This is a genomic window from Pseudomonas sp. PGPPP1, assembly GCF_002255865.1.
Classification (GTDB): Bacteria; Pseudomonadota; Gammaproteobacteria; order Pseudomonadales; family Pseudomonadaceae; genus Aquipseudomonas; species Aquipseudomonas cremoris.
In genome coordinates this window covers 177,821-192,793 of record NZ_NKIG01000007.1, presented here as the reverse complement: position 1 = coordinate 192,793, position 14,973 = coordinate 177,821, and the positions used below count along the sequence as shown (strand labels likewise).

Annotated in this window: 11 protein-coding genes; 9 read left to right on the top strand and 2 right to left on the bottom strand. The window is 61.8% G+C overall.

Annotated elements, in window-relative coordinates; all coding sequences use genetic code 11:
- The first annotated feature begins 191 nt into the window (after positions 1–191).
- The 6 genes from CFE47_RS11370 (at position 192) to CFE47_RS11345 (ending at position 8,320) form a co-directional block, all read left to right on the top strand.
- On the top strand, positions 192–1,727 hold the full coding sequence (locus CFE47_RS11370) for an MFS transporter (RefSeq protein WP_286837053.1): 1,536 nt from the start codon (positions 192–194) through the stop codon (positions 1,725–1,727).
- 15 nt (positions 1,728–1,742) lie between these two features.
- Positions 1,743–2,801 (top strand): HlyD family secretion protein, encoded by a 1,059-nt coding sequence (locus CFE47_RS11365; RefSeq protein ID WP_286837051.1) that lies wholly within the window; start codon positions 1,743–1,745, stop codon positions 2,799–2,801.
- A complete protein-coding gene (locus CFE47_RS11360) occupies positions 2,798–4,243 on the top strand; it encodes an efflux transporter outer membrane subunit (protein ID WP_286837049.1) in 1,446 nt (481 codons plus the stop codon). Before CFE47_RS11365 ends, CFE47_RS11360 begins: the two co-directional genes overlap by 4 nt.
- A 73-nt stretch (positions 4,244–4,316) precedes the next feature.
- Entirely contained in the window at positions 4,317–4,826 is a 510-nt protein-coding gene (locus CFE47_RS11355) for a sigma-70 family RNA polymerase sigma factor (protein ID WP_286837048.1), read from the top strand.
- The gene (locus tag CFE47_RS11350; RefSeq protein ID WP_286837046.1) at positions 4,823–5,773 is read left to right on the top strand and encodes a FecR domain-containing protein; all 951 of its coding nucleotides are present in this window, start codon (positions 4,823–4,825) and stop codon (positions 5,771–5,773) included. Before CFE47_RS11355 ends, CFE47_RS11350 begins: the two co-directional genes overlap by 4 nt.
- Positions 5,774–5,866: 93 nt before the next feature.
- Entirely contained in the window at positions 5,867–8,320 is a 2,454-nt protein-coding gene (locus CFE47_RS11345; protein WP_286837044.1) for a TonB-dependent siderophore receptor, read from the top strand.
- Between the two features lie 115 nt (positions 8,321–8,435).
- Here the strand turns inward: CFE47_RS11345 and CFE47_RS11340 are convergent, their stop codons facing one another.
- A complete protein-coding gene (locus CFE47_RS11340) occupies positions 8,436–9,140 on the bottom strand; it encodes a DUF3142 domain-containing protein (RefSeq protein WP_286837042.1) in 705 nt (234 codons plus the stop codon).
- Positions 9,137–11,308 carry a PA5441 family protein gene (locus CFE47_RS11335; protein ID WP_286837040.1) on the bottom strand — a complete coding sequence of 724 codons (2,172 nt, stop codon included), beginning with the start codon at positions 11,306–11,308 and terminating at the stop codon, positions 9,137–9,139. The genes CFE47_RS11340 and CFE47_RS11335 overlap by 4 nt, the downstream gene beginning before the upstream one ends.
- Before the next feature lie 193 nt (positions 11,309–11,501).
- Here CFE47_RS11335 and CFE47_RS11330 point away from each other — a divergent pair, with 193 nt between their 5' ends.
- The 3 genes from CFE47_RS11330 to CFE47_RS11320 all read left to right on the top strand — a co-directional run bounded on the left by CFE47_RS11330 (position 11,502) and on the right by CFE47_RS11320 (position 14,962).
- Positions 11,502–13,112, top strand: coding sequence for a glycosyltransferase family 39 protein (locus CFE47_RS11330; RefSeq protein WP_286837038.1), 1,611 nt, complete (start codon positions 11,502–11,504; stop codon positions 13,110–13,112).
- A 34-nt stretch (positions 13,113–13,146) separates the two neighbouring features.
- On the top strand, positions 13,147–13,386 hold the full coding sequence (locus tag CFE47_RS11325) for a DUF2789 domain-containing protein (RefSeq protein ID WP_286837037.1): 240 nt from the start codon (positions 13,147–13,149) through the stop codon (positions 13,384–13,386).
- Between the two features lie 103 nt (positions 13,387–13,489).
- Entirely contained in the window at positions 13,490–14,962 is a 1,473-nt protein-coding gene (locus CFE47_RS11320; RefSeq protein WP_286837036.1) for a Fic family protein, read from the top strand.
- Positions 14,963–14,973: the final 11 nt, after the last annotated feature.

Below are 14,973 nucleotides of genomic sequence, written 5' to 3'. Positions count from 1 at the left end.
GCGATAGCGGCCTGTCAGCTGACGCACCGTGGCTGGGCCACCGTAATCGCAGGCAAGCCAGCTCCCACAAATATTTGCGTTAGATTCAAGGGTTGCGTCTGGTGCACTTATACCCTGCCGACATGTAACTTTTTGTCATGTGTGTGCCTGATTAAACTGCTCGGGTATTGATCATTCCGAGTTGCCTGTTCATGACTTCCCTCGCTGCTCCCACCCTGGCGGCCGCAGCCAAACCCACTGCAATGAGCCCGCCAGTATTCGGCCCGCGCATCATCATCGGCCTGGTCGGCGTGTTGCTCGCGGTGCTGGTGTCCGGTCTCAACGAGATGGTCACCAAGGTCGCCCTCGCCGATATTCGCGGTGCGTTGTACATCGGCTTCGACGAAGGCACCTGGTTGGTCGCCGCCTACACCGCCACCTCCGTTGCAGCAATGGCGTTTGCGCCCTGGTGTTCGGTGACGTTTTCCCTGCGCCGTTTCACCCTGTGCGCCATCGGCTTGTTCACCGTACTCGGCATCCTGTGCCCGTTTGCGCCGAACTATGAAAGCCTGCTGGTGCTGCGCACCGTACAAGGCTTGGCCGGCGGTGCATTGCCGCCGATGCTGATGACCGTGGCGCTGCGATTCCTACCGGCCAACGTCAAGTTGTATGGTCTGGCAGGCTACGCGCTCACCGCCACGTTCGGGCCCAGCCTCGGTACGCCGCTGGCGGCGTTGTGGACCGAGTACGTCGGCTGGCAATGGGCGTTCTGGCAAATTGTCGGGCCGTGTCTGCTGGCGATGGTCGCCGTGGCCTACGGTTTGCCACAAGACCCGCTGCGCCTGGAGCGCTTCAAGCAGTTCAACTGGCGTGGTTTGCTGCTGGGGTTCCCGGCGATCTGCATGCTGGTGATCGGCATTCTGCAAGGCAACCGCCTGGACTGGTTCGAGTCGGGCCTGATCACCTTCCTGCTCTGCGGCGGTACGGTGTTGCTGGTGCTGTTCATGGTGAATGAATGGTCGCACCCGCTGCCATTTTTCAAGTTGCAGATGCTTGGCCTGCGCAACCTGGCGTTTGCCTTGATCGTGCTGGCCGGGGTGCTGATGGTGCTGACCTCGGTGATCATCATCCCGTCGAGTTTCCTCGCCCAGGTCCAGGGTTATCGCCCGCTGCAGACCGCACCCGTGATGCTGTTGATGGCGCTGCCGCAGCTGATCGCACTGCCGTTGGTAGCTGCGTTGTGCAACCTGCGCTGGGTCGATTGCCGTTGGGTGCTCGGGATTGGCCTGGGCATGCTGGTGCTGTGCTGCGTGGGCAGTGCTCACCTGACGTCAGAGTGGATTCGCGATGATTTTTACGGCCTGTACCTGCTGCAAATCTTCGGGCAACCGATGGCGGTGCTGCCACTGCTGATGCTGTCCACCGGCAGCATCCAGCCCATGGATGGCCCGTTCGCCTCGGCCTGGTTCAATACCGTCAAAGGCCTGGCTGCCGTGGTCGCCACCGGCGTGCTGGACGCGCTGACCACCCAGCGCCTGCATTTTCACTCAACCATGTTGGTGGACGGTCTGGGCAATTCGCCCCTGGCCGATGGCGACGCACCGGGCCTGGCGCACCGCCTGCACGAACAGGCTGTGGTGCTGACTTCCTCGGATCTCTATTACGTCATGGCCGCCGTCGCGGTGGCGTTGATCCTGCTGATTTTCTGGATGCCCACGCGGATCTTCCCGCCTCGCGCACCGACTTGATTGAAAGGACTGTTCATGAAACGCAAAGATAAAATTGCCGTCTCGGTTATCGCTGTATTTGCCGTTGGCGTGCTGGTGTACCTGGTCGCGCCGGGCGTACTCGGCAGCAAGCGCCAGACCACCAACGACGCCTTCGTCGCCGCCGACTTCACCCTGGTGGCGCCACGCGTGGCCGGTTTCATCAAGGACGTGCTGGTGGAAGACAACCAGCGCGTCAAAGCCGGGCAGCTGCTGGCGCTGATCGACGACCGCGATTTTCGCGCCGCCGCCCAGGCTGCCGACGCCGACACCCTCGTCGCCCAGGCCCAACTGAAAAACGCCACCGCTACTTTGGAGCGCCAAAGCTCGGTGATCGCCCAAGCCCAGGCCACCGTTGCGGCAGACCGTGCCGAAGTGGCTTTCGCCGAACACGAATTGAACCGCTACAACCACCTCGCCGGCGTCGGCGCGGGTACCGTGCAGAACGCCCAGCAGGCCAAGACCCGCATCGACCAGGCCACCGCACGCCTGGCCAATGCCACGGCGGTGCTGGCGGCCGAGCGCAAGCAGGTGGAAATTCTCACGGCCCAGCGCGATGCCGCTGAAGGTGGGCTTAAACGTGCGCAGGCCGCGTTGGAATTGGCCAGTTATCAACTGTCTTACACGCGCATCGTCGCGCCGGTGGACGGCATGGTCGGCGAGCGTGCGGTGCGGGTTGGCGCCTACGTGACGCCGGGTAGCAAGATCCTCGCGGTCGTACCGCTGGAGGAGGCGTACGTGGTGGCCAACTTCCAGGAAACCCAACTTTCCCATATGCACGCCGGCCAAGCCGTGCAAGTGCGTGTCGACAGCCTCGACGGCGAGTTGCTCAACGGCCATCTGGAAAGCCTGGCGCCCGCTACCGGCGTGACCTTCGCTTCGGTCAAGCCGGACAACGCCACCGGTAACTTCACCAAGGTAGTGCAGCGTATTCCGGTGAAAATTGTGCTTGAGCCGGGCCAAGCGCATACCGAACGCCTGCGGGTCGGTATGTCGGTGGAAGCCAGCGTCGACACCCAGCCAGTTGGGAAGCAGCGCGAGGTGGCCCAGCAATGAAACGAGTCGCCTGGCTCACCCTGAGCCTTATCAGCCTGAGCGCCTGCACCGTCGGCCCAGATTTCCAGAAGCCTCAAAGCCCGCCAGTCACCCAATGGAGTGAGCCCCAAGGCCGGCAAGCCGCCAGCCGTGCGGTCAGCGATCCGCTGCAGGAGCGTTGGTGGGACGTGTTCCACGACGAGCAACTGTCGGCCCTCACGCGTCGTGCGCTCACCGACAACCTCGACTTGAAACTGGCCAGCAGCCGCCTCCAGCAAAGCCGCGCTGTGCGCCAGGTGACCACCGCCGAACGCTATCCCAGCGTCAGCGCCACGGGTGATTACCAGCGTCAACGCAACAGCGCAAAAGGCTTGAGCGATCCCTCCGGCAACAATGGGCGCTCTGCCTTCAACCAGTGGGACATGGGCTTCTCGGCCTCTTGGGAGCTGGACTTCTGGGGCCGCGTCAAACGCGAGACCGAAGCCGCCGACGCCACCTTGCAAGTCGCCGAAAACGACCGTCGCGCGGTGTTGCTTTCAGTGCTGGCCGAAACCGCCCAGGACTACATCCAGCTGCGCGGCGTGCAAAACACCCGCGCCGTCACCGAGCAGAACCTCGACGTCGCGCGCCACAGCCTAAAGCTCTCGCAACTGCGCCTGGCCGACGGCGTGGCAACGGACCTGGATGTGGCCGAAGCCGCCGCCCAGGTCGCCGCCATCGAAGCGCGCCTGCCAGACTTACAGCAGCGCCAAGACCAGTTGATCAATGCCCTGAGCCTGCTGATGGGCGAACCGCCGCAATCCCTGCACGCGCAACTGTCCAAAGACGCCGCAGTACCGCAGACCCAGCGCCAAGTCGCCATTGGCCTGCCATCCGAGTTGGCTGAGCGCCGCCCGGACATTCGCCAGGCCGAAGCCCGTTTGCATGCTGCCACCGCCAACATCGGCGTGGCCAAGGGCGACTTCTACCCACGCATCACCCTGTCGGGAAGCTTGGGTTCCCAAGCCATGCAACTGTCGGATTTCGGCTCATGGGGCTCCCGCGCATTTGCCTTCGGCCCGCAGTTCAGCCTGCCGCTGTTCAATGGCGGGCGCCTGCAAGGCATGTTGAACCTGCGCGAAGCCCAGCAACAGGAAGCGGCCTTGGCCTACCAGCAAACCGTGCTGCGTGCCTGGCATGAAATCGACGACCAACTGACCCGCTACAACGCCAGCCAACTGCGCCGCGACAGCCTCGCCGAAGCCGTGCGCCAGAACCAGATCGCCCTGGCGACGGCGCAACATCAGTACGTTGAAGGCGTGGTGGATTTCGTCAACGTGCTCACCGTGCAAAGTGCGCTACTGGCCACGCAGGAGCAGTGGGTGGAGAGCTCCACAGGTGTTTCGCTGGCCATGGTTGGGCTGTACAAAGCACTGGGTGGGGGTTGGGAATCGGTGTATCCGTTGCAAACTGCCGCACGCTAATCGACAAAGAGTTTTGTCAGTCGCGAAATAAGGTGTAATGATAATTGCTCTCAATAGTGTATCTGAGCTTTTCATGGACACCGCGACTGACGGCCAGCAACAGCTTCATCTCCTGTACCGCGATCATCACGGCTGGCTGCAAGGCTGGCTGCGTAAGCGCCTGGGCGACCGCGAGCATGCGGCTGATGTGGCTCAGGACACCTTCCTGCGCCTGCTGGTGTCCGGGCGTTTTCCCGGCGACAAGGAAAGCCGCAGCTACCTGGCGCAGATCGCACGCAATCTGGTGATTGACCAGTGGCGGCGCTTGCGCATCGAGCGCGCTTATCTGGAAAGCATCGCGCATTTGCCGGAGCCCGAGTCGCCGTCTCTGGAAACCCGCGCGCTGATCCTCGAAACGCTGATGCAGATCGACGCCATGCTTGATCGCATGCCTGACAACGTGCGCCGCGCCTTCATGCTGTCGCAGTTCGAAGGGTTGAGCTACGCGCAGATCGCCGAGCGCCTGGACGTCACCGTCAGTTCCGTACAGAAGTACATGACCCGCGCCATCGTCGCCTGCTACCAAGTGGCCTTTGAGGAATGAGGCACGACGCGCCCATCGCCCCGGCCGTTGTCGAGCAAGCCAGCGAGTGGCTGATGCTGCAATGGGGTGGCGATCTGCACGGTGAGCAACGCCGGGCATTTGCCCAGTGGCAAGCCGCTGACCCAGAGCACCGTCGCGCCTGGCAACGCTTGCAACACCTGCAGCAAACCCTCGGTGGCGTGCCCGCCGACAGCGCTCGCGCCGTGCTGCGTGACGCGCCGGACAGCCAGCGCCGCGCCGCGCTCAAGTTGCTTGGCGTGTTGCTGGTTGCCGGCGGCAGCGGCTATCTGGTGCAGCGCAGCGAGCCTTGGCAAGCGGCGTTCGCCGAACACCGTACCGCCACCGGTGAGATTCGCCACGTCACACTCAGTGACGGCACGCGCCTGGATCTCAATAGCGACAGTGCCGTGGGCCTGCGTTTCAGCGCCACGGAGCGACGCATCCGCCTGATCCGTGGCGAGATCCTGCTGACCAGCGGCCACGACCCGCATCGGCCGCTGATCGTCGAAACCGCCGCCGGTGATGTGCAAGCGCTGGGCACCCGCTTTGCCGTGCGCGAACTGAACGATGGCAGTCGTGTCGACCTGTACGAAGGCCGCCTGCGCGTGACCCCGCTGCATGGCGCGGCGGTGCAGATGGAGGCCGGCGATAGCCTGTGGTTCAACCCGGGCCAAAGCTCGGCGCTGCCCGCAGTCGACGCCAACAGCAGCAGTTGGACCGAGCACCGTTTGATCGCCGAGCGCCAGCCGCTGGGCGAGTTCGTGGCGCAGTTGAGTCGCTATCGTCCGGGGCTGTTGCGCTGTGACCAGGCCGTGTCCGGGTTGCGGCTCACGGGGGTGTTTCCGCTGGACGATACCGACGCGATTCTCGCGGCCCTGGAGCGTTCGCTACCCGTGCAAGCACAGGCGGTAACGCGCTACTGGGTGACGATCAAGGCACGCGCCTGACATTTTTTTTCATCTGCGCTTGTCGGTTTTTGCGGCCCGTTCGGGATACCTCTTGAAAGCCAATCAAGAAGCGATCTCACGGGGAGTCCTGCAATGCCGCACCACCCAATCCAACCCTTGGCCCGCGCCCTGCGTCGTGGCCTGTTTGCCAGCCTGCTGGCGACGGTGCCACTGGTGCCGACCCTGTCCCACGCCGTAGAGGCCACCGAAGCTCTGCGCGCCTACAACATCCCGGCGGGCAGTCTTGACCAGGCGTTAAACCGGTTTGCCAGCGCCTCAGGGATCTTGCTCTCGGTGGACGCCACGCTCACTGAAGGCAAGCGCAGTGCGGGCTTGCAGGGGCAGTATGCTGTCCGTGCCGGGCTGGAGCGGTTGTTGGCAGGCAGTGGTTTGGTAGCGGTGCAATCCCAGGGCGGTTGGTCGGTACAGGCGATGCCCGCTGGCGGTACCTTGCAACTCGGCGCTACCCAGATCAGCGGCCAGCAAGCGCAGGAAAGCGCCTGGGGGCCGGTAGATGGCATTGTCGCCACGCGTAGCGCGTCCGGTAGCAAGACGGACTCGGCGCTGGTGGAAATTCCCCAGACGATCAACGTCATCACCGCCGACGAAATCAAGGCGCGCGGTGCGCAAAGCGTTACCCAGGCGCTGCTCTACACGCCTGGCATGGCGGCCGGCGGCTTTGCTGATCGGGTCAAGCTCTTCGATGAACCGACTTCGCGCGGCTTCTCGCCGACACCGTTGTATCTCGACGGATTGCACCTGCCTTACGGTGGTGGCAGCACCGGTGGTGCGTTGCAGATCGAGCCCTATTCCCTGGAGCGCATCGAGGTGCTCAAGGGCCCGGCGTCGGTGCTGTACGGGCAGAATCAGCCCGGGGGCATCGTCAATATGGTGAGCAAGCGTCCCAGTGAAACCCCGATACACCAGGTGGTACTGGAAGCGGGCACCTACGAACACAAAAGCGCGGCCATCGACCTGAGCGGCCCATTGGATGATCAAGGCGAGTTTCTCTATCGCCTGACCGCCTTGGCCAACGACGCGCAGGATGAAATCAATTACGTCGAAAACAAGCGCCAGTTCATTGCCCCCAGCCTCACCTGGCGTCCCAACGATGACACCAGCGTGACGCTGTTCGCGCAGTACCAGAAAGACAAAGGCGTCCCTGAGGCCCAGGGCCTGCCGGCATCCGGCACGGTGTGGGCCAACCCCAATGGCAAGATCAAGCGCGACCTGTTTATCGGCGAGCCTGGCGTGAACCGCTACAACCGCGAGCAGTACGCGCTGGGCTACGAGATTTCCCATCGTCTCAACGACACCTGGACCCTCAAGCAAAACGCCCGCTACGCCGAGGTCGATGACCATTACATCGCGCCGTTGCACGGCTATAGGTTTGCCGCCAACCCCGTCACAGGTGTGGAAGACCAGCGCTATCAGGAACGCTTCGGCGTGGACTGGCAGCAGAACAACAAAGTGTTTGGCGTGGACAGCCTCGCCCAGGCCGAATTCGACACGGGCGCGTTGTCCCACACGGTCATCGTCGGCCTGGATTACTACCACTCCGGCTCGCTGTTCAGCGGGCGTCGGGACAACAATCCGCCGGTGATCGACTTGTTCAACCCGGTCTACGGCCAGCGTCTGAACTTCGGCCCGGTTGCTCGCTGGGACCGTACCCTGAGCCAGACCGGGCTATACGTGCAGGACCAGATCAAGCTGGACAAATGGGCCTTGGTCCTCGGTGGACGCTACGACTGGGCCAGCGTGGTGAACAAGGACCCGGTGCAGGACACGCGCTTCGCCAGCAAGGACGAAGCCTTCACTGGTCGGGCAGGCCTGGTGTACCTGTTTGATAACGGCCTGGCGCCATTTGTGAGCTACTCCGAGTCGTTCCTGCCGTTGACCGGCACGGATGCCGACAGCAAACCGTTCGACCCTTCTACCGGCAAGCAATACGAAGTTGGCGTGAAGTACCAACCGCCGGGCCAGAAGAGCTTTGTGCAGGTGTCGGTCTACCAACTCGACCAGGAAAACGTGCTGACCACCAACCCGCAGAACCCGCTGTACAGCACCCAAAGCGGCGCCATGCGCTCACGCGGCGTAGAGCTGGAAGCCAAGGCTACCCTCAGCGACGCCTGGGACATCATCGCCTCGGCTTCGCGCAACGACATCAAATACACCAAGGACAATGACGGCCGCGAAGGCCGCCACCCCGCAGGCCTCTCGCCGCTCACGGCCTCGATGTGGGTTAACTACACCGTGCTCGGCGACACCCCGCTGGCCGGACTCGGCGCAGGCCTGGGCGTTCGCTACGCGCGCGAAAGCCTGGGTGACTACTATGAAGGCGCTTTCACGGTGCCGTCATACAGCGTCTACGACGCCAGCCTGAGCTATGACCTGAGCCGTTCGCCGCTCAAACTCAAAGGCGTGAAGATTGCGCTGAACGTGCAGAACCTGACCAACAAGACCTACGTGTCGCAGTGCACCAGCGACCTGGACTGTTATTACGGGCAAGGGCGCACGGCGGTGTCGAGCCTGACCTACGATTGGTAATCCTGTAGTGAGCGGGCTCGCCCCGCGCGGCGTTCTGCCAGGCGATCCGGTTTTGCCTGGCAGAACGCAGCGCGGGGCAAGCCCGCTCACTACAAACAGCGGGGGCACATGGGCGCTAGGGGTTTTGCAGAAACACCACATACCCCCGAAACCACTCATTGCCCTTCAAATACCCCGGTTCCTCCCATACCCCGCCCTGGATCAACCCCACCTTGAACGGCAACCCCATCCGGTTCAGGCGCGGCAAATACGCTGCGTAATCCGGGATGCTGTGCCGTCCCTGATAGGTCTGCACCACCACCTCATCCACCACGCCTTTGAGCTGGGCGATGGCGGCGGGGTCGGCGTTGCTGCTCCAGTCCATCAGGCCGGTGATGCTCAGGCGCAGATCAGAAGGCAGGCGTTGGCGCAGGTCGCGCAGGAAGTCGGCGTATTCGTGCAGGTATTGGGTGCGGGCATCGAAGTCGATTTGGACCCCGACGACCGGGTTGCCCGCGTCGCGCCAGCGTTGGACCTGGCCGAGCAGTTGGGTATAAACCGGTTCGGGCCAGTGCAGGGTGTGGGCGCGGTACACCACCCACACTTCGCCTCTGGTGATGCGTGGCACGCTCATGCCCTGGGCGATCATTTGCACGCCGCGTTGGGGCGCGCGGCGGGTGGAATTGATCTGGCCCTGGAGGATGTACAGCGTCTTGGCCTGCTTGAGTACTGGCTGAGGGGTGACGCCGCTCCACAGCCAGAAGGCGTCATAGTCCCGGGCGTCGACCGCGCCGAAGGCCGGGCTCGCCAGCAACAGCAAGCCAAGCCACAGCGACTTCACCAGTAGTACTGCAGGGATTTGCCCCACTGGGTGTCGGCAAAGCCGCTTTTCAACTGGCGGAACCAGGCCTTGCGCACGGCGGGTGTCACGTCCTGGCCGCCGCAGCTGTTGTAGCCGGCGGGTGCGTAGCAGTTGATGGCGCGGAACAGGGCATACGCCTTGTCGTTTTTCGGCGCCTTGGCGTCGGCGATCACACGCTTGTAGCCTTCGAGTCGCGAGAAGGTTTCACCCTTGAAGTCCGAGGCGGTGCTGCCCAGGCTGCCGGCGGCGCGGGCCTGTTCCAGAGGCATGCCGTCCAGGTTGTTGCGCAGGATGAACTCACCGAGGCAGTTCAGGCCTTGCGGGTTTTTTGCGTCGCCCTGCAAGGTCGCTGCGGTTTGCGCGATGCTTGGGCAGGCGTAACCGGACTCGGCTTTGTCACCGTTCCACTGGAACAGCTTCAAGGTCTGGCTGGCGCTGTAGACATAGCCCAGGCTGGTACCGAGCTTGTCCTCTGGGGCTGGTGTCGGCAGTTGCTTGAGGTCGTCGAGGAAGGTGGCGAACTGGCCGCGCAGCAGGTTTTTGTAGAGCAACACGAACTGCGCGGTCTCGCGCTCCAACGGGTCGCTGGCCTGGGCGATCTGCTGGCGCAGCAACTCGGGGCCGGCAACGCTGCGCAGCAGGATGTAGCGAACTTGCTTGGCACTGATCGGCGAGTCGGCCGCGAACACCTTGGCCAACTGGCCGCTGCGTTCGTAGTTCATGGCCAGGGCCAGTTCCAGTTGGTCGCGCTGCAACGGCAACTTGGCCAGAGGCAGCAGTTTCAGCCACAGCGCCTGAGCGCCTTGCCAGTCTTTTTTGTCTTCCAGGGCCAGTGCGCGCAGGGTCTGTTGGCTGAAGGCGAAATAGTCCAGGTTCGATGGCACCTCCTGGGGCAAGCGCTTCAGGGCACTGTCGGGCTGGTGCTCAACGTAGAGTGCGTAGGTTGCGAGCAGGTAGTCGTAGAGCGCGGGTTCGTTGGCAAACACTGCTTTTTGTTTGTCGAGGTCTTCGCGACTCAGGGTCGGCGGGGTGTGGGCACGCATCATCATCAGGTCGCTGACCAGTTGCATCACCGGCGTGTTGACGGTGTCGCGGGTGACCATGAGCAGTTTGTTGTCAGCCTCTGTCACCAGCTCATCTACGGTCACATTGCGCTGCGTGTCAGTCGCTTGGGTCAGTTCCCAGGCTAACGCTGCGGCGAGCTTGTTGTTGTCGTCCGCCAGCCAATACACCCGCCGCAACAGGCCGCGTGCGGAAGCGCTGTATACGCCCTGTGGATAAGCCTTCACGTAGGCGTCAAAGCCTTGCTCGGCCTTTGCCAGCGCGGCCTTGTCCACGCGGTCGAGGTGGGGCACCCCGTACTCGTCATACGTATTGGCCTGGGCCTGGTTCAGCGCCGTGCGTGCGGTCATGTACAGCGCGGTTTCTTTCAGCCACGGTGAGCTGGCGCTGGCGAGGGCCATAAAACCAGACTCAGCCTCGGCAAAGCGCCCGCTATAGAAGTCGGCGGCGGCCTGCAGGTAGGTGCGAAATAGCTGGCCGTCGGCGGACTGGATCTGCTGCGGGGCGGCCAACACAGGGCCTTCCCACTCGCAGGTGGCGAGCAGTTGCAGGCGTGCCTTGGCCAGTGAGGTCCGCTCGGCGGCGGGCATGTCGGCTTTGATCACCTGGCTGATAAACGCCGTGGCACTGTCGTCATCGTTACTGCGGCAGCGGCTGCCTTCGCCGTTGAGGAAGGCCGCGCCGGCGGTTTTATATTCTTCACGCTTGATGCCTAACGGTTCGAGCAACGTGTCGAGTTCGGCGGTGCGCGAATCGTCGGGTTTGGTGTCGGGCTCGGCGCTCGCGTCTGCACGAGGTGTCAGGCGATACACCGGAAACGGCACCGGGCCGAAACCCTGGGCCAAGTCATCGTCGTTCAAGGCGTCGGGCGTTAGCGGTGTGGTTTTCTTGTCGGCCAGCAGTAAGCGCAGGTTGACCCGACTGTCATTGCCTGGGCTCAAGAAAGGCAGGTTGCTGCAGGCATCAAGGTTGTCACGCGCGACCCGCCAGTCGGGGTAGCACGAATCGTCGCCGCTGGCCTGGGCTTGAAGAGAGACGCCGGCAAGCAGTGCCAGCGCCAGGGGTGACAGAAAACCGATACGCATGACGAGTCCTTGATCCTGAGTCCTTGAAAGGTGCCAATCATAGCTTGTTCCTACTATTGGTTCGGTAAAGCCCCACACAAATACAAGATTCATCCGATTCAAGCAGCGAATCCGGGGCTTTTGTCCTAGAGTGGCGGTTATTGATGCATGGGCAATATTTGCCGGCCAAAAGGGCAAGGGTAGGGGAATCGAGGTGCGAAGGTCTGTGGTAGAGCAAGATGAAAAGGTTGGGGCCTTGCCCGCATTCAATCGCCTTACGGGGACCTGGGAAGGTGCCGGTTGGATCAGTCGTCTTTGGTGGTTACCCATTTTGGCGCTGGCCATGGCCCTGCGTTTTTACGGGCTGACGTCGGCGGCGATCTGGGGCGACGAAGGGTCAAGCCTGTTGCTTAGCGAATACGCTGCGACCGACTTGTGGTTTCACGCGGCGCACGATGTGCATCCGCCGCTGTATTTTTTCTTGCTGCGCGGCTGGATCGAGCTGTTCGGTGACAGCATCTGGTCGATTCGCAGCATGAGTGCAATCCCCGGTGTGGTCGCCGTGGGCCTGGGCATCTGGCTGACACGGCAGTTGTCCACCCGCCGCGCCGCGGTGCTGGCTGGAATCCTGCTGGCGCTGCTGCCGACTGCCGTGCGTTACAGCCAGGAAGTGCGTATGTATTCGCTGCTGGGCGTCTGGCTGCTGGGCGCCACGTTGGCGCTGGTGTATTGGGTGCGGTCGCCGGAGCGCACACGCTATCTGGCGGCGTACACGTTGCTGATGAGCGCCGGTTTCTATACCCACTACTTCACCGCGCTGTGCGTACTGGTGCATTGGGCTTATCTGGGTGTGCTGTACGGCACTCAGCCGCGAGGCCAACGCCTGCTGGCGCGTCCATCGTGGTGGGTGGCCAATGCCTTGATTGTGTTGCTGTACCTGCCCTGGTTGCCGAACCTGCTGGACCTGGTGCAGCACGTCGAACAGCTCAAGGTGGGCGGTGACATTGGATGGGAAGACCCGGTCAACCTGTTCTCCGTCCCGTCGATGGTCTGGCAGTTCGTGCTCCAAGATGAAGGCATTGGCTTCTGGCTGCCGCTGTTCTGGTTGTTCCCGTTGTTGCTGGTCGGGATCGTGATCGCCACCGCCTGGCAGGAACGCGAGCGCTACCGTCCGGCCTGCCTGCTGGCGTTTTTTTTCCTGCTGCCACTGCTGCTGGTATACGCGGTGTCGTTTATTTCCCCGGTGTTTATCGAACGCTACCTGACGGTGTATGCGTTGAGTTTGCCGATCATCATCGCCCTGGCCATCGACCGCCTGCCATCACGCCTGTCGTTGTTGGGAGCGGGGTTGTTCGTGCTGTTTGTCGGGGTGGAACTGGTGGGGTTGAAGAACAACTTCACCGTCGACGAGCACGACCAGTTCAACGTGCCCGTGGAGTTCGTCAATCGCAATTACCAGGAAGACGACCGCATCGTCCTCAGCGACATGATGTGGTACCTCAGCTATGTCTATTACGACCAGACCGATGCCCAGCTGCAGCTCTACACCCCGTCCAAGCCCGACGGCACGCCGACCCGGCCAAACGCCTACGGGTTTGGCACCCTGGTGGACCAGGACGGTGGGCGCATCTATCTCGACCGTTTGTCGGCACTGCCTGCGGAAACGCGCCGTGTGTGGCTGATCAGCAGCAACGAAGCGCCGGATGATTTTGCGCCACTGCCCGACGGCTGGCGTGAACTCAGTCGCCAGGACGGTGGTGGTGCCCGGGCGCGGTTGTTTGTGCTGTGCCACGTGCCGTCGGCGCCGCCCGAGGGTTGCCGCTAGACTCGTTCAAATAACCCCTCAACAGGAGCCCGTCATGGAACCGCCAGTGCACAGCTTGTCGTCACTCTTCAAACAGCTGGGTTTGCCGGATGACCCGGTGAGTATTGATAAGTTTGTGGCGGTTCATTCGCCGCTCAAGCGCGACCAGAAACTGGAGGACGCGTTTTTTTGGACGGAGAACCAGAAGAAGTTTTTGCGTAATGAAATTCTGGAAGATGCGGATTGGGCTGAAGTTGTGGATGAGCTGAATCTTCTGTTGCATCGCGTGAAATGAGTGCAAAAAACTTAGAAAAAATCGAAAAAGTTGAAAAAATCTGGTGATGGTTGAAAAAAACTGCGCTTTAATCGCGTAAGTGAGCTTTTTCTGAGGTTACGCGATGTCCCTGGTTGGTTATGCCTATCTCCATCAATCCCTTGGGTTAAAAGCGATTGCCCCTAGTCGTGCCGCTGTGATCAAACCCGTTACGCGGCTCTCGATGATCGGTGACTGCCTAGCTGTTCCCCACGCCGTCGCACCGTCGGCCGGCTCAGTACTCGATCACATTCTTTTCGCACTCAAACACGAAGGCATCAACCTCGGTATCCTCGCACAGGCACTTGAAGCGGTCAGCCCGGAGCAACTGCTGCAAGAGCTGGAAAAAGCCCCTAACGGCGTATTCATCCGCAAGGTTTGCTATCTGTGGGAGGGTTTGACCTTTCAACGGTTGGATTACAGCAAACCGATCAACAGCCGCGTCACCCTCTTATTCGATCCTCAGCGCTATGTGACAGGACCCTCTACACGCAATTCCCGTTGGCGTATCGACTTCAACGGCCTGGGCTCATTGGCTTATTGCGCGACCGTTGAGCGAACGTCTGAAATAGATGCCCTGTTAAGCCTGGATATCTTAGGCCGCGCCAAGTCCTTCATGGATACCCTTCCCCCTGAAATGATGGACCGAGCAATCCAATGGGCCTACCTCCACGAAACGCGCGATTCGTTCGCCATTGAAAAAGAACAACCCAGCGAAGAAAAATCTCGCCGCTTCGTCCAACTATTACGCCAGGCCCACGAAGGCCGATTGCTGACGGAGGACTATCTGGTCGAACTGCAAAACAGCACCGTGTCCAACCCCTTCGACAAAGCCGCCGCATTCCGCCACGAACAAAACCATCTGCACAATGGCCTGCGCGGCGCAGCGGGCGTCAGTTACGTGCCGCCAGCACCCGGGTTATGCCAGGAGCTAATGGAGGAATTGATGGCCTTCGCCAATCAGCCCGTGCGTGAAGTTGACCCGCTTGTGGCCGCAGCTGTCACCGCCTTCGGCTTTGTGTTCCTGCACCCATTCATGGATGGCAATGGGCGCCTGTCCCGCTTCCTGATCCACCAGACCCTCTGCCACTACGGTGCCCTGGGAAACGGCCTGCTGCTGCCGGTTTCCGTCGCGATGAAACACGAAGAACAAGCCTACTTGGAGGCGCTTAAAGCGTTCTCCCAACCGACCCGGGACTTCTGGAACGTCACCTGGCTGGACGGTGATCAAATGGCCTTCGACTTCATCGGTCACCCGTCGATCTACCGCTACTGGGACGCCACCCGCTGTGTCGAATTTACCCTGCAAATGGCCCGCCGTGCGCTGGAAGTGGAACTGCGCGAAGAAACCGAATTTCTTGATCGCTATGACCGGGTGATCAAGGCCGTGAACCTGCGGTTTGACGTGCGCGGCAGTGACCTGTCGAAGCTGGTGATGATGTGCTTGGATAACGAGGGGAAGGTTTCAAAGCACCGACGCAAGCAGTTTCAGTACAGCGTGGCGGAGGAGGTGTTTGAGTTTATTGAGGAGGAGACCCTCAGGCTAATAGGGGAGTGAGAGGGCGATTC

Coding starts and splice junctions, on each gene's coding strand:
- CFE47_RS11370 (WP_286837053.1), top strand. CDS start 192: ATGACTTCCCTCGCTGCTCCCACCCTGGCGGCCGCAGCCAAACCCACT.
- CFE47_RS11365 (WP_286837051.1), top strand. CDS start 1,743: ATGAAACGCAAAGATAAAATTGCCGTCTCGGTTATCGCTGTATTTGCC.
- CFE47_RS11360 (WP_286837049.1), top strand. CDS start 2,798: ATGAAACGAGTCGCCTGGCTCACCCTGAGCCTTATCAGCCTGAGCGCC.
- CFE47_RS11355 (WP_286837048.1), top strand. CDS start 4,317: ATGGACACCGCGACTGACGGCCAGCAACAGCTTCATCTCCTGTACCGC.
- CFE47_RS11350 (WP_286837046.1), top strand. CDS start 4,823: ATGAGGCACGACGCGCCCATCGCCCCGGCCGTTGTCGAGCAAGCCAGC.
- CFE47_RS11345 (WP_286837044.1), top strand. CDS start 5,867: ATGCCGCACCACCCAATCCAACCCTTGGCCCGCGCCCTGCGTCGTGGC.
- CFE47_RS11335 (WP_286837040.1), bottom strand. CDS start 11,308: ATGCGTATCGGTTTTCTGTCACCCCTGGCGCTGGCACTGCTTGCCGGC.
- CFE47_RS11325 (WP_286837037.1), top strand. CDS start 13,147: ATGGAACCGCCAGTGCACAGCTTGTCGTCACTCTTCAAACAGCTGGGT.
- CFE47_RS11320 (WP_286837036.1), top strand. CDS start 13,490: ATGTCCCTGGTTGGTTATGCCTATCTCCATCAATCCCTTGGGTTAAAA.